Source organism: Stenotrophomonas sp. VV52 (assembly GCF_002893095.1).
Classification (GTDB): Bacteria; Pseudomonadota; Gammaproteobacteria; order Xanthomonadales; family Xanthomonadaceae; genus Stenotrophomonas; species Stenotrophomonas aracearum.
In genome coordinates, this window is the sequence record NZ_PKQQ01000003.1 from 121,738 (window position 1) to 139,929 (window position 18,192).

An 18,192-nucleotide genomic window follows, 5' to 3' on the forward strand; every position below is an offset into this window, starting at 1 on the left:
ATCCAACTCCGAACCGTCATATGCGTGGCACGGCGAGCTGGGGGGCTCGCCAGGTCCGCTGCCAATTTTAGATCGATTCAACGAAATCTCAGCACCGATTCAATCCAACGGAGAGAGTGGAATGAAGCAGATGTCCCGCATGCACGGCCGCGACGCATTGTCCGCCGCGATCACCTTTGCCCTGGCCGCCGCGGCCTTCGTGCCGGCGACCGTGTTCGCCCAGCAGGCCGCGACCCCGTCCGAAACGCCCTCGGCGACCACGCTCGACAGCGTGCAGGTCACCGGCTACCGCTACGCCATCGAAAAGAGCCTGCAGCAGAAGCGCGACGCCAACGCCGTGGTCGAAGTGATCACCGCCGAAGACGTGGGCAAGTTCCCCGACAAGAACGTGGCCGACTCGCTGCAGCGCGTGCCGGGCGTGGTCATTACCCGCGACGGCGGCGAAGGCAAGAGCGTCAGCGTGCGCGGCCTGGATCCGGACCTGACCCTGACCCAGTTGAACGGCAACTACATCGCCACCTCGGAGACCAACGACGAGGCCAGCCGTTCGTTCAACTACACCCTGCTGCCGTCGAACATGCTGTCCAGCGCCGAGCTGTTCAAGTCGCCCGAAGCGCGCATCGACGAAGGTGGCATCGGCGGCACGGTGATCCTGCATACCCGTCGCCCGCTCGAGATGGAATCCAATTCCGGCTACGTGACCCTGGAAGGCACCTCCTCGGACACCAGCCCCGACGTCGACCCGCAGGCGTCCGCGCTGTACTCCTGGCACAGCGAAGACGAACGCTTCGGCGTGCTGGTTGGCGTGACCAACCAGAAGCGCACCAGCCGCACCATGGAAGCCACCACCGAGAACTACCAGTGGTACGGCACCGACACCGACGCGCGCGATGTCAACGGCAACCCGCTGACCCAGGGCGGCGTCAACTACTGGTGGGGCAACTCCGGCTTCAACGACCAGAACGGCAACAACTACACCGACTTCTTCATGCCCACCTCGGTGAACTTCGCGGTGAAGGAAGAAGAGCGTGAGCGCACCGGTGGCCAGTTCACCTTCCAGTTCAAGCCGACCGACAACGTCACCCTGACCGCCAACTACTTCCGCTTCGAGCTGCAGGGTGACTACACCCAGAACATGCTCAAGATTCCGGAATGGAACATGGCGCGCTACAACCAGGACGGCAACTGGGCCGGCGGTCGCCTGCTCAACGGCCTGACCATGGATCCCAGCGGCAGCATCGTCACCGGCGCCCAGTTCGAGAAGCTGGCCGGCAAGACCTACTACTGCAGCGAAGACGAAGCCGCTGCGGCCGGCCTGCCGCCGGGTGGCTGGGGTCCGGACGACTGCACCATCCCCACCCCGCAGCTGACCGGTGGGTACAGCCGCGAAAAGGCGCTGTCGCAGACCGCCGACCTGAGCATCGACTGGGACATCAGCCCGCTCTGGAAGGCGTCCTTCAGCGGCGGCCGCACCTGGTCCGAGGGTGGGCCGACCATGAACTTCCGCATGTCGGCCAAGCCGCGCCGTCGCGTCGATGGTGTGTGGGAATCGGGCAACCGCTACTCCGCATGGGACCTGACCGGCACCCCGTCGGCCACGTTCTCGCCTGACCTGCAGCAGCAGCTGATGAACGGCATCGCTGAAGTGGACACCGGCTCCACCGATTCGTCCTGGATGCAGACCGAGGTCAAGCAGAACCACTTCCAGGCCGACTTCACCAAGCTGTTCGAAGCCGGCTGGCTGGACTCGTTCCAGTTCGGCGCCAAGTACAGCGACGGCAAGGTCCACCGCAACACCGGCAACACCTACTGGGTCTGCCCGGGCACCGATCCGGCCGACTACGACAACAACCGCTACCAGGCGGGCTGCGACAACACCGCCGGCATCGCCCAGCCGGGCTTCTTCCTGTCCAACCCGATCACCGGCATCCGCGGCGGTTTCGACGCCAACGTGTTCCCGGGCATCGACTATCCGGCCTACATCAACTACCTCAACGACCGCTACGGCGGTTCGCACAACCGGACCGAAGAAGACTTCGTCTACAACGTCAACGAGAAGGTCTACGCCGGCTACTTCCAGGCCAACTTCCGTACCGACCGCCTGCGCGGCAACGTCGGCGTCCGCATGGTCCGCACCGAGCAGTTCGCCCAGTCCAGCGACTCGATCGAACGCTTCAACGACTACTTCCTGGACAACGCCTCGGGCGCGCCGATGTCGTGCAACGACCCGGCCGCGGCGGCCTTCCCGAACTACGGTTGCGAAAGCGGCTTCGTGCGCCTGCCCGACAGCCTGGCCCGTGAGAAGACGTTCGAGCTGATCGGCTCCGACAAGACCTACACGGACTTCCTGCCGAGCTTCAACATCGCCTGGGACATCACCGACAACCTGGTGCTGCGTGGCGCCGCGTCCAAGGTGATCGCACGTCCGAGCTATACCAGCATCGCCGCGCCGGGCGCACTGAGCTACTTCAGCGCCGAGTATGTCAACGACCGCCGCGTCGCCGGTGGCGCGCCGCAGGAAGGCTGGCAGGGCCACGGCAGCAACAAGGACCTGGAACCGTTCGAGGCAACCCAGTTCGACGTCGGCCTGGAGTGGTACTTCCAGCCGGGTGCCGTGGCGGGTATCGGCCTGTTCCGCAAGAACGTGGACAACTTCACCGTGCCGGTCGTGCGTGACGTGCAGATGGTGATCGGCGGCGAGTCGGTCACCGTGCAGGACTACGAGACCCAGGCCAACGGCCGTGACGGCGTGTCGCAGGGCGTGGAACTGTATGGCCAGTACACCTTCGACTTCGGTCTGGGCGTGCAGGCCAACTACACCTACAACGACACCAACCTGGCTTCGATCGTGCTCGACGGCGAGAACATCGGCGCATCGCCGCTGGTCGGCAGCGCCAAGAACCAGGCCAACTTCACCGTGTTCTACGAGAACGACTCGTTCCTGGCGCGCGCCTCGTACAACCGCCGTGGCGAAGTGGTCGGTGGCTTGAATGGCGGCATGACCGAGTACACCGAGCCGTACGCACAGCTCGACCTCAATGTGGCCTACAACTTCACCGACGCGCTGACCTTCACCGCTTCGGTCCTGAACGCCACCAAGGAAGAGCAGCGCATCCACCTCGGCAACGACACCGATGCCCGCCTGATCTCCAGCCTGTACTCCGGCCGCCAGCTGTACTTCGGCGCGACCTACAAGTTCTAAGCACCACCTGCCCTCGCCTCACCGGCGAGGGCAACGTTCCTCCACGACAGTCAGGCTGGTACAGATGGCTGTCGTTTTTTTTGCGTCGTGACACGCCATGCGTGTCAGCGCCAACTCACCGCACCGCCAGATCCAGGGCGAAACGCAATGTCGCCACCGTCGCGGCGTCGGTCTGCACCCAATCGTTGTCCAACCCGCGAAGATCCGCATTGCGGAACCGCATGCCCGAAACGCGGTCCGCCTTCGCAGACGCATGCAGCTCCCGGCAACCCGTGGCAGACGCAATCGCGGCGATGTTGTCCGGCGTGATGCCCGCACCGGCCATCACCGACAATCGACTACCGGCCTGCGCGACCAGCCGGGCCAGCATTTCGCTGCCCTGCCCTGCGCTCGCCTGCCCACCAGAGCTCAGTACACGCTGGGACCCCAGCTCCACGACCTGCTCCAACGCTTCGGGCAGGTCACGCGCGGCATCGAAGGCGCGGTGAAACGTGATGCCCAGTGGGCCGGCTGCGGCCACCAGTTCGCGGCACAGCGGCATGTCCACGGCGCCGTCCGCATCCAACGCCCCGATCACGACGCCGTCGCAGCCCAGCTGCCGGCAGTTGGCGATATCGCGGAGCATCAGCTCTGTTTCCAACGCGTCGTAGTGGAAATCGCCCGGTCGCGGCCGGATCAACACGAACAGCGGAATGCGCAGGCGTTCGCGTGCGACAGCAATGCTGGCGTAGGACGGCGTGGTGCCGCCCTCGCCGAGGTTGTCGAAGAGTTCGACCCGATCCGCCCCGCCGGCCTGCGCGGCCAGTGCCGAGGCCACCGAGTTCGAGGCGATCTCCAGCACGTGGCGGGCGGCCATCAGGTCTGCCCGGTGGTATAGACCGACGCCGAGTCGCGCAGGTCGTCCTGGCGGTCCTTGTCGCAGACCGCGTAGACGAAGCCGCGATGGAGGGCGTACGCGCCGACTTCGCCGTTGCGGTCCAGCGCCAGGAAACACACCTGCAGCGTCTTGCTCGCCTCGGGGCGCTTGCGCACCACGCGCGCGATGGCCTCGCGGCAGGCCTCGGCCGGGGAACGGCCCTGGCGCATCAGTTCCACCACCAGGAACGAGGCCGCGTTGCGGATCATTTCCTCACCCACGCCCGACGCCGTAGCCGCGCCCACTTCATTGTCCACGTACAAACCGGCGCCGATGATCGGGCTGTCGCCGACCCGGCCGTGCAGCTTCCAGGCCATGCCGCTGGTGGTGCAGGCACCGGCCAGCTGGCCGTGCGCGTCGATGGCCAGCATGCCCAGCGTATCGTGGTTGCTGCTGTCGCCCGGGCGCATTCGCCGCTCGGCATTGATCTCGGGCGTGTACTGCGCGGTCTTCAACCATTCGCGCCACGCCTTTTCGGCGGCGGGGGTCAGCAGTTTCTCGCGCGGGAAGCCCTGCTGCACGGCAAACTGCTGCGCGCCCTCGCCCACCAACATCACGTGCGGGGTCTGTTCCATCACTTTGCGTGCGACCGAGACCGGATGCAGGATGTCGGTCAGCGCTGCCACCGAGCCACAGCGGCCGTCGCCGGCCATGATGCTGGCGTCCAGGCTGAGGATGCCGTCGCGGTCTGGATTGCCGCAGCGGCCCACCGTCGGATTGCACAACTCGCTTTCAGCCCAGCGTGCACCGGTTTCCACTGCGTCCAGCGCGCTGCCGCCAGTCGAAAGCACTTTCCACGCGGCCTGGTTGGCACCCACACCGAAGTCCCAAGTGGAGACTACCCGGGCACGACCGTTGCTGCTGGCCTGCACTTTCGGAAACGCCATCACGCCTGCGGCCAATGCACCGGCCTGGAGAAACTGCCTACGATCTGTCACGTGCTGCTCCCCCGGAATTGAATGCTATGCGGCCGCGCGGCGGTTCTCGGCGTGCCATACCGCCGCACCGACCACGCCCAGCTCGCCATGTTCGACCCGCCACACCGGCACCTGTTCCAGCACCCGGCGCATCACGCCCTTGGCCAGGAACCGGCTGCGGAAGTGACCGTCATCGATGAACCGTGCAACGTGGCCGGAAATGCCACCGGCCAGGTACACCGAGCGCGCCCCGAAGGTCGCCGCCAGGTCGCCGGCCAGGCTGCCCAGCCAGCCGCAGAACACCTCCAGTGTTTCCACGGCCAACGCGTCGTCGCCCGCCAGTGCGGCGCCGATCAATGCCTCGGTGGTGGTCCACTGCGGTGCCACGCCACGGATCGCACACAGGCTGGGATACAGGTTCATCAACCCGCTGCCGGACAGGATGCGTTCGTTGTCCACGTGTTCCCAGCGTTGCAGCATCTGCTGGAGCACCTGCAGTTCGAGTGCGGTGACCGCACCGAGTGCGGCGTGCCCGGCTTCGCTGGCCAGCACCGCGCCTGCGCCGGCTTCGAAACGCAGCGCCGCGCCCAGCCCGGTGCCCGGGCCCAGCACCAGTGCCGGCCAACGGCTGCCTGCATCGGATTCGCCGTTCAACGCCACCAGCGTGTCGGCGGCCACATGCGGGATCGCGTAGGCAACGGCTTCGAAATCGTTGATCAAATCGAGCGAGGCGAGCCCGGCGTCGCGGCGCGTCGCGGCTACGGATACCGGCCACGGCAGGTTGGTGTTGACCAGGTGGTCGCCTTCGAGCAGGCCGGCGATGGCGACGACGGCGGTCGCCGGGGCACTGTCCTGTGAAGCACGGAACGCAGCAAGGATGCTCGCCAGGCTGGCGAATTCCGCACAGGCGTAGCGACGCAGGTTACGGATTCGCGGTGCGTGGCCGGCTACGGTCTCGGCCACTGCCAGGCGCGCGTAGGTTCCGCCGACGTCGGCGACGATCAGGGTATCGCCTTGGAAACCGGGGCGTGGCGGTTGAGCCGCATGGGCGTCGGGAAACGGTGTTGCAACGCTCACGCGCAGGCCTTGGATTGATTCGATCGCATCGGCGGATTTTCGGTGATCGGTTCGGGTTTGCAAAGCTGGTTTTGCCGTACCCGGGCGTACGGCATCAGGGTTTGGCGGTCTGCAGGCGGTAGGTGGTGCTGGCCGTTGCGGTGGGGCCGTCGGCGTGGACGGCACGCACGTCCACCTTGTGGTCGCCGATGGCCAGGTCGGTCGGCAGCGCGCCGCGCCACAGGTGCGTGGACGGCGTGGCTTCCGGCGAGCGGTCGAAACCGCGCAGGCGCTCGGCGGTGTCGTCGGCGACGTTCTCGAGCAGCACGCGCGGGTCCGGCTGCTCCACCCGCTTCATCGGCTGCCATGTGCCATCATCCACGCGGAATTCGACCACCGTGTCGGCCTGGCCCATGAACACATTGGCGAACACGCCCCAGGCCGGGTAGGCGCCTTTGCGCAGCACTTTCGGCGCATGCAGCGCGATCTGGTAGTCGTCCGGCGCGCGCGCCACGTAATAGCGCAGGCCGTACTCGCCGCCCGGCTGCACCGAGAGCACGGCATACCCGTTCGGGGTGCCGTCGCTCATGGTGGCATCGGGAATGCCGGCGCTGTCCTTTACGCCGGACCAGAACGCGCCACAGGCCGCGCCCACGTTGTACTCGTGCAGCGGCCGGCTGCCTTTCCAGCCTTCGGCTTCGCCGTGGTAATAGTGCTGCTGGGTGTGGCTGTGGCCGCTGAGTACAAGTACATGCGGGAAATCCTTGAGCAGCGCGAACAGACGGGTGCGGTCGGCGTGGCGGAAGGTCTCGCGGCCGGGTGCGGCATCGAACAGCGGGATGTGCATGCCCAGCACCAGCAGGCGGTCGCGCGGCAGGCCCTTGAGGTAATTGGCCAGGAAGGTGAACTGGTCCGGGCGTAGGCCGCCTACATACTTCGGCTTGGCGGTCGGGTCGTAGACCACGTCGTCGAGGAACACGAAACTGGCGCCGCCCTCCTCCACCGCGTAGGTGTCCGGACCATACACCGCACGCCAGCTGTCCAGCGAATGGCGGTCGTCGCCGGCATCCATGTCCAGGTCGTGGTTGCCCGGCACATGGAACCACGGCACCTGCAGCTGCGCGGTGGCCTTGTTGATCTCCGGATACAGGGAGAGGTCGTCGTTGACGATGTCGCCCAGGGTCGTGCCCAGGCGCGCCGGGTGCTTGCCGATGATCGGCTCGACGATCGCACGATGGTAGTAGCCTACATCCTGGCGGCTGGCGGTCTGCGAGTCGGTGAACACCAGCATTTCAAAGCCGGAACGCGCGGCGTCGGCATCCTTGGCCGGCTCCAGCGCGAAGTCCCAGTTGCGCACGTTGCCGCCGGTGGCGGCGATGCCGTCGTACTTCAGCCGCGGCGAGCCCTGCGGCGCGTAGTGCCGCCAGTAGCTGGGCATGCCATTGGCCGCGACCGGGAACTGGAACTCGTCGGGCTTGATCACGAACACGGTCTGGCCGTCGCGGATCGGCAGGCTGTAGCTGCCGTCGGCGGCGGTGCGCACGATCGCCTCGCCGTTGGAGACCTGCACCCCCGCCAGCGCGGGGTCGGTGGGACCGCGGCCGGGCTTGCCGTCGCGCTCCTGGTAGACCTTGCCGGTCACGGTGGCCTCGCTGGCCCAGGCAGGTGCGGACATCAACAGCAGGCAGGCCAGCCAGGCAGCAGTGCGGGTCATCGAGGCGTTCCGTAGGAGGTGGGCAAGTGTAAAGCCGCACATCATCGCTGGTGGTCCGTTTCAGCAGCGTTAAATGGCGGCCGCCGCACTCATTTCGCGTGGCGGGCCACCAGCACCTCGACCGCGTCCTGCAGCGACAGGCCACGGGCACGCAGCAGCACGGTCAGGTGGAACAGCAGGTCGGCCGACTCCCCCAGCAACGCGGCATCGTCCTGGACCACGCCGGCCAGCGCGGTTTCCACGCCTTCCTCGCCCACCTTCTGCGCGATCCGGCGGATGCCCTGCTCGAACAGCGAGGTGGTGTAGCTGTTGTCCGGGCGCTGTTGTTCGCGCTCGCGCACCAGTGCGTCCAGTCGGCCCAGGAAATTGCCCGGCGCCTGGGCGAAGCAGCTTTCGCTGCCGGTGTGGCAGGTGGGCCCGGCCGGCCGGGCACTGACCAGCAGGGTGTCGCGGTCGCAGTCCACGCGCACCGCCACCACCGCCAGCACGTTGCCGGACGACTCGCCCTTGGTCCACAGCCGCTGTTTGCTGCGGCTGTAGAAGGTCATGTGCCCGGTTTCCAGAGTCAACGCCAGCGACTCGGCAGTGGCGTAGCCCAGCATCAGTACTGCCAGGCTGTCGGCGTCCTGCACCACCACCGGCAACAGGCCGTCGCCCTTGGCCCAGTCCAGGGTGTCCAGGGCCTCGCGGGAGGGCAACACTTCAATAGACATCTCGAACCTCGATCTGCTGCGTGCGCAGGAACTGCTTCAGCGCGGGAATGGCGATGGCGCCGCTGTGGAAGACGCTGGCGGCGAGCGCGCCGTCGACATCGGCCTGGTCGAACACATCGGCGAAGTGCTGCATCTCGCCGGCGCCGCCGGAGGCGATCAGGGGCACGTGGCAGGCGTCGCGCGCCTGGCGCAGCTGCTCGACGTCGTAGCCACGGCGCACGCCGTCACTGTCCATGCAGTTCAGCACGATCTCGCCGGCACCCCGGCGCTGCACTTCGCGTACCCAGTCCAGCGTGCGCACCGCGACGGCCTGGGTCTTGTCCGGGTCGCCGCTGAAACGGCGCACCCGCCATTGCCCGTCGGCTTCGCGCACCGAGTCGATGCCGACCACCACGCATTGCACGCCGAACTCGTCGGCCAGCTCGGTGATCAGCTCCGGCCGACCCAGCGCCGGGGAGTTGATCGAAATCTTGTCGGCGCCGGAAAACAGCACGCGGCGTGCGGTCTCGACGCTGTCGATGCCACCGGCCACGCAGAACGGAATGTCGATCAGGCGCGCGATGCGCTCGATCCAGGCCACATCCACCGAACGCGCTTCCGGGCTGGCCCCGATGTCGTAGAACACCAGCTCGTCGGCGCCCTGGTCGCGGTAGCGCTGCGACAGCTCGACGATGTCGCCCATGTCCACATGGTCGCGGAAGCGCACGCCCTTGACCACGCGGCCGTCGCGCACGTCCAGGCAGGGAATGATGCGACGGCTCAACATGCCAGCGCCTCGCCCAGGTCCATGCGCTGTTCCAGCAGGGCCTTGCCCAGCACCGCACCGGCACAGCCCGCGGCGCGCGCGGCAGCCACGTCGGCCACGTCGCGCACGCCACCGGAGGCCTGGACCGCCACGCCCGGCAGGCGCGCGGTGAGGTGCCGGTACAGCTCCAGGTTCGGTCCGGCCAGCATGCCGTCGCGCGCGATGTCGGTGCACAGCAGGTGGCGCAGGCCGGCCTGCGCGTAGCGCTCGGCGAGTGCGTCCAGGGTCACCCCGGCGTTCTCTGTCCAGCCGTGTACCGGCAGCTGCCATTCGCCATCGGCGTCCTGGCGCGCATCCAGCGCGATGGTGATGCGCTCGGCGCCGAACGCTGCCAGCCAACCGATCACCTGCTCCGGTTCGCGCACCGCCAGCGAGCCGACCACCACGCGGCTGGCGCCGGCATCGAGGATGCGCGCCACATCGTCGCGGCCACGGACGCCGCCACCGGTCTGCACCTGCAGGCCGGTGTTGGCGCGGATCGCTGCCAGCAGCGGTGCCAGGGTGTACCCCCCGGCGCGTGCGGCGTCGAGGTCGACCAGGTGCATCCAGCGTGCGCCCTGCGCCTCAAAGGCCTGGGCGCGCGGCAGCGGGTCGTCGCCGTAGTGGGTTTCCTGCGCATAGTCGCCCTGGCGCAGCCGCACCACGCGGCCGCCACGGATATCCAGCGCGGGGTAGACGATGAAACTCATACAGCGGTGTCCTCAAGGAAATTGCGCAGCATCAGCGCGCCGGTGTCGCCGGAACGCTCGGGGTGGAACTGGGCACCGAAGTACCGACCCTGCTCCACCATCGCGGTGAACAGCCCGCCGTGGTCGCAGGCGGCGACGGTGTGGGCGTTGAGCGGCGCGGCATAGCTGTGCACGAAGTAGGCGCTGGCACGCGCGGGGATGTCGCGCAGCAGCACCGATGGCTTCAACGGCAGCAGCCGGTTCCAGCCCATGTGCGGCACGCGGATACCCGTGGCCGGCACCAGTTTGCGCACGGTGCCAGGGATCAGGCCCAGCGTTTCCACCCCGGCTTCTTCGGAATGCTCGAACAGCAGCTGCATGCCCAGGCAGATGCCCATCAGCGGCACCTGCAGGCGCCGCAGCGGTTCGACCAGCCCCTGCGCGTGCAGGCGCTGCATCGCCGGTTTCGCCGCGCCCACGCCCGGCAGGATCACCCGGCGCGCGCCGTGCAGGCCGTCCGCGTCGCGCACCAGCTGCACGTTCGCACCCAGCCGCTCCAGCGCGTAGCGCACCGAACCCAGGTTGGCACCGCCGGCATCGATCAGCGCAACGTCGGTCACAGCGCCCCCTTGGTACTGGGCAGCGCGGTGCCCTGGCGCGGCAGGGCCTGGCGCAGGGCCCGGGCCAGCGCCTTGAAGCAGGCCTCGACCTTGTGGTGGTCGTTATCGCCGCGCACGCTCAGGTGCAGGTTCAAGCCCGAGGCATCGCACAGCGAACGGAAGAAATGCGGCACCAGCTCGGTCGGCATGTCGCCGACGCGCTCGCGCTTGAACTCGCCTTCGAACACGAAGTACGGCCGGCCGCTGAAATCCAGCGCGGCGCTGGCCAGGGTTTCGTCCATCGGGAGAGTGAAGCCATAGCGGCCAATCCCGCGCTTGTCGCCCAGCGCTTCGCGCAGGGCCTGGCCGAGCGCCAGGCCGGTGTCTTCGATGGTGTGGTGTTCGTCGATATGCAGGTCGCCATCGGCCTGCACGCTCAGCGCGAAGCCGCCGTGCTTGCCGATCTGCTCCAGCATGTGGTCGAAGAACGGCAGGCCGGTGTGGGTCTGCGGTTCGGCGGTACGGTCGAGGTCCACCTCCACGCGGATGCGGGTTTCCTTGGTATTGCGCTGCACGGTGGCGCGACGAGGCGCATCGGCGAGGTCGTGGGCGATGCCGTTCCAGTCCCATTCGCCGCCGAACTGCTCGGTACGCAACTGGAAACCGCGGATGTTCATGTTCTGCGCGAACTGGATGTCGGTGGGACGGTCGCCGACCATGGCCGAGCGCGCCCAGTCGATGCTGCGGTCCTGCAGGTACGGCAGCATCATGCCGATGCCGGGTTTGCGGGTGGGCGCGTTGTCGTGCGGCCAGGTGCCGTCGATGAGCACGTCACGGAACACGATGCCCTGGCTGGCAAAGATCTGCAGCATCAGGTCGTTGGGACCGTCGAAGGCGGCTTGCGGGTAGCCTTCGCTGCCGAGCCCGTCCTGGTTGCTGACGATGACGAACTGGTAGCCGGCATCGCGCAGCCTGAGCATCGCCGGGATCACATCGCGCACGAAGCGGATCTTCTCGTAGGCGTCGATCTGGAAGTCGGCGGGCTCTTCGATGAGGGTGCCGTCGCGGTCGACGAACAGGATCGGTGTCATGCGGCGGCCCTCCGGGCGGTAAGTACCTGGAGCACACGGTCGTTCTGTTCCGGGCTGCCAATGGTGATGCGCAGTGCGTCGTGCAGTTGCGGGGCGGCGCGCTGGTCGCGGACGACCACGCCGGCGGCCAGCAGCGCGTCGAAGGCGGCCTGTGCGTCCTCGAAACGGGCAAGCAGGTAATTGCCCTGCGAGGGATAGGCGCGCAGCACGCCGGGGGCCTGCTGCAGGGCCTGGTACAGACGGTCACGCTCGGCCTTGACCTGCGCCACGCGCGCGTCGGTCACGGCCAGCGCATCGGAGTCGAGCGCGGCCAGCGCCAGCGCGGTGCACGGCGCGGGCACCGGGTACGGCGCCTGGCAACGGCGCAGCACCTGGATCAGGGTCGGCGCCGCGATCAGGGTGCCGATACGGGCGGCGGCCAACGCATGCGCCTTGGACAGGGTGCGCAGCACCGCCACGTTGTCGTAGCGGGACAACAGGGTGGTCGCAGACGCCTGGTCGGCGTACTCGCCGTAGGCCTCGTCAACCACCACCAGTGCCCTGCCCTTCAGCGCCTGGGCGACGCGCTCGATGTCGCTCAATGCAATGCTGCTGCCGGCCGGATTCGAGGGCGTGCACAGGAATACCAGCTTGGCGTTGCCTGACAGCGCGGCCGCAATGATGGCGTCGATGTCGGCGACCAATGCGTCGCCGCTGTCGCACAGAGGGACCTCCAGCAGCGGCGCGTTCTGCAGGCGTGCGCAGACCGCGTACATGCCGAACACCGGTGGGGTGACCAGTACCGCGTCGCGGCCGGGCTGGCACAGGGCGCGCACCAGCAGGTCGATGGCTTCGTCACTGCCGCGCCCGATCAGCAGCTGGTCTGCGCTGCAGCCATACAGCGCGGCGAGCTGCGTGCGCAGGGCCTGCGGCTGGGGTTCGGGATAGCGCCGTGCGATGCCCTGCGCGTCGGCCGGGTTGGACCAGGCCGATTCGTTGGCATTGAGCCAGACATCGCCGACCAGCGCGCTGCTGCGCGCAGAGGAATAACCGGCGAATGCGCGCAGGTCGTCGCGCACCAGCGAAAGCACGGTGTCGGCGCTCATGCGACGCTCTCCATGCGCAGGGCTACGGCGTTTTCGTGCGCATCCAGGCCTTCGGCACGGGCCAGCACGCGCGCGCACTCGCCGATATTCGCAATGCCCTGCGCAGTGGCGGACTGCACGCTGATCATGTTCTGGAAACTGGCAACGCTGACGCCGCTGTAGGCGCGCGCGGCGCCGGCGGTGGGCAGCACGTGGTTGGTGCCGCTGCAGTAGTCGCCGAGTGCTTCGGGCGTGTAGTCGCCAAGGAACACCGAGCCTGCGGCCTCGACCTGGGCCAACCAGTCGCGCGGTTCGCGCAGGGCCAGGATCAGGTGTTCGGGCGCATAGCGGTTGCTGATCTGGAAGGCCTGGACGAGGGAGTCGACCAGGATCAGGCGCGAGGACTGCAGTGCCTGGGCGGCGATGTCGGCGCGCGACAGCTTCGCCAGCTGCGCCTGTACCTGTGCTTCGACGCGCTCCAGCATGGCGGCATCATCGGTGAGCAGCAGTACCTGCGAGTCCGGGCCGTGTTCGGCCTGGGAGAGCAGGTCGGCGGCCACGAACGCGGGGTTGGCGCCGGCATCGGCAATCACCAGCACTTCGGAAGGACCGGCGGGCATGTCGATGGCGGCGGCGCCGTCCTGTGCGACCTGCTGCTTGGCTTCGGTCACGTAGCTGTTGCCGGGACCGTACAGCTTGTCGCAGGCAGGCACGCTGGCGGTGCCGTAAGCCATGGCGGCAATGGCCTGGGCGCCGCCGAGCTTGAACACGCGGTGCACGCCGGTCAGGCGCGCGGCGACGAGCACGGCGGGATCGGCGCTGCCGTCGCGGCGCGGCGGGGTGCACAGCACGACTTCGCGGCATCCGGCAAGCTGTGCGGGAACGCCGAGCATCAGCGCGGTGGACGGCAGCGGCGCGCTGCCGGCGGGCACATACAGGCCGACCCGGCCAATCGGCCGGACCATGCGTTCGCAGCGCACGCCGGGGGCAGTTTCGACCGCGTAGCCCTGGCTCATGCCGGCCTTGTGGAACAGGCGGATGCGCTCGGCGGCGTCGATCATGGCCTGGCGCAGTTCGGCCGGCACGGCGCGTTCGGCGGCGGCGAATTCTTCGTCATTGACTTCGAACGAGGCGGGCGCGACGCCGTCGAAGCGCAGGCTGATTTCGCGCAGGGCGGCGTCGCCGTCTTCGCGTACGGAGGAGATCAGGGCGGCGACCGATTCACGGGTACGCGCGGCCACGGCCTGTACGGGGCGCTGCAGCGCCTGGGCCTGTTCGGTGGCATCCAGCTGGGACCAGTGCAGACGATTCATGCCAGCGACCGCTCCACGCTCAACACCATCAACCCCTGGGCGCCGGCGCGCTCCAGCTCTTCGAGCCGCTGCCAGGTCAGGGCGCCGTGGCACATGGTCTGCAGGCGCAGGCGGCCGCCGTCGTCGGGCAGCTGCACGAGCGGGTCGGCGTCGGGCAGCAGGCGGGCCAGGTCGGAGACGCGGTCCTGATCGGCGCGGAACATCAGCAGCTTGCTGTCCTGCACGTTCACTACGCCGTCGAGGCGGCGCAGCAGCATGGCCATGAGGCCGGCGCGGGCGTCGTCGGGGGTTTTGACTGGTCCGGCGAGTACGGCTTCGCTTTCGAGCAGGGTTTCGACCGGCTTGAGCTGGTTGGCGGCCAGGGTGGCGCCGCTGGAGACGAGGTCGCAGATGAGGTCGGCGGTGCCGAGGCGCGGGGCGATTTCCACGGAGCCGGACAGTTCGACGACCTGGGCGTCGACGCCGCGCTCGGCCAGCCAGTCGGCGAGGATGGCGGGGTAGCTGGTGGCGATGCGTTTGCCGGCGAGCTGCTGGACGCCCTGCCAGTCCCATTCGTCGGGCACGGCGAGCATCAGGCGGCACTGGCCGAAGTTGAGGCCGCGCAGGGCCTGGTAGGCGTCGGGCAGGCCGATCCGGCGGCGGGCGGCGCCCTGTTCGTCCAGTTCGTTGCGGCCGACGATGCCGAAGTCGCAGACGCCGTCGGCGATCAGGCCGGGGATGTCGTCGTCGCGCACGAGCAGGAGGTCGACGGGCAGCGATTCGCCGTAGCAGAAGAGCTTGTCGCGGCTCTGCCGCCAGCTCAGGCCGCAGGCGGTGAGCAGGCTGCGCGCGGGTTCGGCGAGCCGCCCGCTCTTCTGGATGGCGATACGCAGCCGGTCGCGTGCCGGGGCGGTCTGGGTTGCACTCATGGGGGAGGTCTCTACTCGGATTCGGGGGACGCGGGCGTGGCGGTCGCGGCAATGGCGGCGGCATAGCCGCCGTGGCCATGGTCCAGCGAGCGCGCCACGCGCCCGGTGGTGGTCACGCTGACACCGGTCAATTCATGGATTTCGCGATACGGCACGCCCTGCCGGAGCAGCGGCACCACCTTCCACCGATCAGACAGGGCCTCCAGCTCGGCAGGAGTGCACAGGTCACGCAGGAAGGCAGTCACCTGCGCCTCGCTGTCCAGCCCGGCAAACGCCGCAGCGAGGCAGGCCAGATCGGCCTGAGTGTCTTTTTCACGGGGGACTGGGCGGATTTTCATCGTATCAATGTAATAGCGTGCTATTACATTAGCGCAAATTGCGCCGGAAGCCAAATTCTGGATTCGACAGTTCAGGTAGAGCCTGGATCCAGCCCGGTAGAGCCGGGCCCTGCCCGGCTGCTGTTGGATTCAGGCGAACAGCTCGCGGGTGCGCGGTTTCCCTGGTCAGGGCCGTCGGGTGCGGGTTTGTGGGGGACGCTGCAAGTACGTCCATGTAAGCTCATCGCCGCATCCATGCGGCTCGTGCCCCCTCAAACCCACCCCCGCCGACCCTCCGACAGTGGCAGGTGAGTCACCGAAAAGCGGTAGAGCCGGGCCTTGCCCGGCTGCTCTTCCTCACCGCACACGACCATGGATGGGGGCGGCCGCCGGGTAGCCCCCGGAGGGACGCTAGAAAACATGGATGTTTTCTAGCAGCCCCCATGGATGGGTTCACGGCGTGTCCCGGAGCGGGGCTGCCCGGCGGCCGCCCCTGCACGTATGAACTGAAACGCTGCTCTAAGCGCCAGAAACAACAACGGCACCCAAAGGTGCCGTCGTTCAACAAACTTCAATCAAAACCCATCACGCCATAGCGCGGGTCTGCTCCAACTCCACCTGCAAGGCACTGGCGAGCTCATCGCGGGCGACTTCGAACTGCTGCTCGCGCAACAGGTCTTTCACTGCCACCACGCCGCGTGCCAGCTCGTCTTCGCCGGCCAGCACCACGAAACGGATGCCCGCCTTGGCCGCGTACTGGAACTGCTTGCCGATCTTCTTCGGCTCCATCTGCACTTCCGCGTTGATGCCGCCCGCGCGCAGGCGGCGTGCGATGTCCAGCGAATCAGACAGGCCGTTGTCGTCCATCAACGCCACCAGCGCATGCACGCTGCTGTCTTCGATGCCGGCAATCAGGCCTGCCTCGCGCAGCTGCCAGAACAGACGGGTCAGCCCGATCGAAATGCCCACGCCCGGCAGCTTCGACTTGCTGTAGTGGCTGGCCAGGTCCTCGTAACGGCCGCCCGAACAGATCGAACCGATCTGCGGGTGGTCGGTCAGCGTGGTTTCGTACACCGTGCCGGTGTAGTAATCCAGGCCGCGGGCAATCGAGAAGTTCAGGCAGTACGCCGTTTCCGGTACGCCCAGCGCCTTCACCAGCTGCAGCACCTCGCGCAGCTCGGCCACACCCAGCTGCAGCGTTTCGCTCGCGTTACCGTCGGCCACCAGCGCGTCCAGCTGCGCCAGCGCATCGGCGTGGCTGCTCGAACGCACCGCCACGAACGCCAGGATGCGGTCCACCTGTTCGGCCGGAATCGCAAAGCCTTCACCGGTCAGCGTTTCGCGCACGTAGTCCGGACCGCGCTTGTCCAGCTTGTCGACCTCGCGCAGCACCGCCATCTGGCGCTCGCCGTCGGCCACGCCCAGGCTCTCGAAGAAACCGCGCATCAACTTGCGGTTGTTCAGCTGCACCGAAAAATCACCGATGCGCAGTTCCGAGAATACCGCGTGGATTACCGCCAGCACTTCCGCGTCATAGCGCGTGCTCAGGCCGTCCTTGCCGATCACGTCGATGTCGCACTGGTAGAACTCGCGGAAACGGCCGCGCTGCGCGCGCTCGCCACGGTACACCCGCTGCATCTGGTAACGGCGGAACGGGAAGGTCAGGTCGTGCTCGTGCTCGGCCACGTAGCGCGCGAGCGGCACCGTCAGGTCGAAGCGCAGCGCAAGTTCCGGCAGGCTCTTGTCGCCCGCCTCGGCCGCATTGGCCAGCGCACCGGTGGACTGCACGAAATACACCTGGCGTTCGGTCTCGCCGCCGGACTTGGTCAGCAGCACGTCCGACAGCTCGAACACCGGCGTTTCCACCGGCAGGAACCCGAACCGCTCGTAATTGCGGCGGATGACGTCCAGCATGCGCTGGAACGCGATCTGCTCGCGCGGCAGCAATTCCATGATGCCGGGCGGCGTACGGGGCTTGATCACTTGCGGACTCCTGCGGAACGTGGGGATGTTCGAGCTGCATATTCTAGCCGCAGCCGGGCCGGGCGCCGCATGACGTATCATGGACAGGCCCCGCTTCCAGGTTCGACATGACCCGGCCCCACTCCGGAACCGCCGTTGCCACCGTAGACGACCCCGCCCCGGGCTGCTCCGCCCTGCGCGACTGCCTGCACTGCTCGGTGCGCCATCTGGCCGTGTGTTCAGCCTTGTCGCCGGACGAAGTCCAGGCGCTGGAACGGGTCACCGTCTCGCAGGCACTGCCGCTGGGCGCCACCCTGGCCCGCGCCGGCGAACCGCGCCAACATGTCTATACCTTGACCGGCGGCGCCCTGCGCCTGGTCCGCACCCTCGCCGATGGCCGCCGCCAGATCAGCGGTTTCGTGCTGCCCGGCGACTACCTGGGCCTGACCGGCAGCGACCACCACCGGTATGACATCGAGGCCATTGCCGACAGCCGGGTCTGCCGCGTCGCCCTGCCGCAGATGAAGGACCTGCGTGCGCGGTACCCGCACCTGGAGCGCAAGCTGCTCCAGCGCGCCTGCCAGGCGCTGGATGACGCCGCCGATGCCGCGCTGGCCCTGGCGCGCCTGCAACCGGCCGAAAAGCTCGCCGACTTCCTGCTGCGCCTGGCTGCCCGCGAAGCCCGCCTGGGCGATCCCGGCCTGCGCGTGACCCTGCCGATGGGCCGCAGCGACATCGCCGACCACCTCGGCCTGACCATGGAAACGGTCAGCCGCACCTTCACCAAGCTGCGCCAGCAGGGCCTGATCGCCCTGCCCCACCTCAACACCGTCGAGATCCTGGACGAAGCAGGCTTGCGCGATCTTTGCGGCGCATAGCACCCGCCGGGCGCTGTGAAACCCATTGCTGACGTATCCGGGCATACGGTCGTTACGTAACAATTCGTA

General features: G+C 67.8%; 16 protein-coding genes. 2 read left to right on the forward strand and 14 right to left on the reverse strand.

The features are described from left to right. The first annotated feature begins 121 nt into the window (after window positions 1-121). The gene (locus C2U58_RS09060) at window positions 122-3,202 is read left to right on the forward strand and encodes a TonB-dependent receptor (RefSeq protein ID WP_102945565.1); all 3,081 of its coding nucleotides are present in this window, start codon (window positions 122-124) and stop codon (window positions 3,200-3,202) included. 115 nt (window positions 3,203-3,317) lie between these two features. On the opposite strand, the gene C2U58_RS09065 is transcribed toward C2U58_RS09060, so the two are convergent. The 14 genes from C2U58_RS09065 to hisS form a co-directional block, all read right to left on the reverse strand. Continuing rightward, window positions 3,318-4,058 carry a copper homeostasis protein CutC gene (locus C2U58_RS09065; RefSeq protein WP_102945566.1) on the reverse strand — a complete coding sequence of 247 codons (741 nt, stop codon included), beginning with the start codon at window positions 4,056-4,058 and terminating at the stop codon, window positions 3,318-3,320. Beyond that, the gene (locus C2U58_RS09070) at window positions 4,058-5,056 is read right to left on the reverse strand and encodes a N(4)-(beta-N-acetylglucosaminyl)-L-asparaginase (protein ID WP_102945567.1); all 999 of its coding nucleotides are present in this window, start codon (window positions 5,054-5,056) and stop codon (window positions 4,058-4,060) included. Before C2U58_RS09070 ends, C2U58_RS09065 begins: the two co-directional genes overlap by 1 nt. A gap of 24 nt (window positions 5,057-5,080) precedes the next feature. Further along, entirely contained in the window at window positions 5,081-6,040 is a 960-nt protein-coding gene (locus C2U58_RS09075; RefSeq protein WP_102945893.1) for a glucokinase, read from the reverse strand. Window positions 6,041-6,206: 166 nt separating this feature from the next. Beyond that, entirely contained in the window at window positions 6,207-7,805 is a 1,599-nt protein-coding gene (locus C2U58_RS09080) for a calcineurin-like phosphoesterase family protein (RefSeq protein ID WP_102945568.1), read from the reverse strand. An 89-nt stretch (window positions 7,806-7,894) separates the two neighbouring features. Next, window positions 7,895-8,518 (reverse strand): bifunctional phosphoribosyl-AMP cyclohydrolase/phosphoribosyl-ATP diphosphatase HisIE, encoded by a 624-nt coding sequence (gene hisIE / locus C2U58_RS09085; protein ID WP_102945569.1) that lies wholly within the window; start codon window positions 8,516-8,518, stop codon window positions 7,895-7,897. After that, the gene (hisF, locus tag C2U58_RS09090; protein WP_102945570.1) at window positions 8,508-9,284 is read right to left on the reverse strand and encodes an imidazole glycerol phosphate synthase subunit HisF; all 777 of its coding nucleotides are present in this window, start codon (window positions 9,282-9,284) and stop codon (window positions 8,508-8,510) included. The genes hisIE and hisF overlap by 11 nt, the downstream gene beginning before the upstream one ends. Next, entirely contained in the window at window positions 9,278-10,012 is a 735-nt protein-coding gene (gene hisA / locus C2U58_RS09095) for a 1-(5-phosphoribosyl)-5-[(5-phosphoribosylamino)methylideneamino]imidazole-4-carboxamide isomerase (RefSeq protein WP_102945571.1), read from the reverse strand. The genes hisF and hisA overlap by 7 nt, the downstream gene beginning before the upstream one ends. Beyond that, the gene (hisH, locus tag C2U58_RS09100) at window positions 10,009-10,611 is read right to left on the reverse strand and encodes an imidazole glycerol phosphate synthase subunit HisH (RefSeq protein WP_102945572.1); all 603 of its coding nucleotides are present in this window, start codon (window positions 10,609-10,611) and stop codon (window positions 10,009-10,011) included. Before hisH ends, hisA begins: the two co-directional genes overlap by 4 nt. Next, the gene (gene hisB / locus C2U58_RS09105) at window positions 10,608-11,681 is read right to left on the reverse strand and encodes a bifunctional histidinol-phosphatase/imidazoleglycerol-phosphate dehydratase HisB (RefSeq protein ID WP_102945573.1); all 1,074 of its coding nucleotides are present in this window, start codon (window positions 11,679-11,681) and stop codon (window positions 10,608-10,610) included. The genes hisH and hisB overlap by 4 nt, the downstream gene beginning before the upstream one ends. Continuing rightward, entirely contained in the window at window positions 11,678-12,766 is a 1,089-nt protein-coding gene (hisC, locus tag C2U58_RS09110; protein ID WP_102945574.1) for a histidinol-phosphate transaminase, read from the reverse strand. The genes hisB and hisC overlap by 4 nt, the downstream gene beginning before the upstream one ends. Further along, window positions 12,763-14,058 (reverse strand): histidinol dehydrogenase, encoded by a 1,296-nt coding sequence (gene hisD / locus C2U58_RS09115; protein ID WP_102945575.1) that lies wholly within the window; start codon window positions 14,056-14,058, stop codon window positions 12,763-12,765. Before hisD ends, hisC begins: the two co-directional genes overlap by 4 nt. Beyond that, window positions 14,055-14,966 (reverse strand): ATP phosphoribosyltransferase, encoded by a 912-nt coding sequence (hisG, locus tag C2U58_RS09120; RefSeq protein ID WP_102945576.1) that lies wholly within the window; start codon window positions 14,964-14,966, stop codon window positions 14,055-14,057. The genes hisD and hisG overlap by 4 nt, the downstream gene beginning before the upstream one ends. A gap of 11 nt (window positions 14,967-14,977) precedes the next feature. Further along, a complete protein-coding gene (locus tag C2U58_RS09125; RefSeq protein ID WP_102945577.1) occupies window positions 14,978-15,304 on the reverse strand; it encodes a YerC/YecD family TrpR-related protein in 327 nt (108 codons plus the stop codon). A gap of 564 nt (window positions 15,305-15,868) precedes the next feature. Further along, on the reverse strand, window positions 15,869-17,266 hold the full coding sequence (gene hisS, locus C2U58_RS09130; protein ID WP_102945578.1) for a histidine--tRNA ligase: 1,398 nt from the start codon (window positions 17,264-17,266) through the stop codon (window positions 15,869-15,871). A gap of 107 nt (window positions 17,267-17,373) precedes the next feature. Between hisS and C2U58_RS09135 the strand changes: the two genes are divergently transcribed. Next, a complete protein-coding gene (locus C2U58_RS09135) occupies window positions 17,374-18,123 on the forward strand; it encodes a helix-turn-helix domain-containing protein (RefSeq protein ID WP_102945579.1) in 750 nt (249 codons plus the stop codon). The last annotated feature ends 69 nt before the right edge of the window (window positions 18,124-18,192 follow it).

Coding starts and splice junctions, on each gene's coding strand:
- C2U58_RS09060 (WP_102945565.1), top strand. CDS start 122: ATGAAGCAGATGTCCCGCATGCACGGCCGCGACGCATTGTCCGCCGCG.
- C2U58_RS09065 (WP_102945566.1), bottom strand. CDS start 4,058: ATGGCCGCCCGCCACGTGCTGGAGATCGCCTCGAACTCGGTGGCCTCG.
- C2U58_RS09080 (WP_102945568.1), bottom strand. CDS start 7,805: ATGACCCGCACTGCTGCCTGGCTGGCCTGCCTGCTGTTGATGTCCGCA.
- hisIE (WP_102945569.1), bottom strand. CDS start 8,518: ATGTCTATTGAAGTGTTGCCCTCCCGCGAGGCCCTGGACACCCTGGAC.
- hisF (WP_102945570.1), bottom strand. CDS start 9,284: ATGTTGAGCCGTCGCATCATTCCCTGCCTGGACGTGCGCGACGGCCGC.
- hisA (WP_102945571.1), bottom strand. CDS start 10,012: ATGAGTTTCATCGTCTACCCCGCGCTGGATATCCGTGGCGGCCGCGTG.
- hisB (WP_102945573.1), bottom strand. CDS start 11,681: ATGACACCGATCCTGTTCGTCGACCGCGACGGCACCCTCATCGAAGAG.
- hisC (WP_102945574.1), bottom strand. CDS start 12,766: ATGAGCGCCGACACCGTGCTTTCGCTGGTGCGCGACGACCTGCGCGCA.
- hisD (WP_102945575.1), bottom strand. CDS start 14,058: ATGAATCGTCTGCACTGGTCCCAGCTGGATGCCACCGAACAGGCCCAG.
- hisG (WP_102945576.1), bottom strand. CDS start 14,966: ATGAGTGCAACCCAGACCGCCCCGGCACGCGACCGGCTGCGTATCGCC.
- C2U58_RS09125 (WP_102945577.1), bottom strand. CDS start 15,304: ATGAAAATCCGCCCAGTCCCCCGTGAAAAAGACACTCAGGCCGATCTG.
- C2U58_RS09135 (WP_102945579.1), top strand. CDS start 17,374: ATGACCCGGCCCCACTCCGGAACCGCCGTTGCCACCGTAGACGACCCC.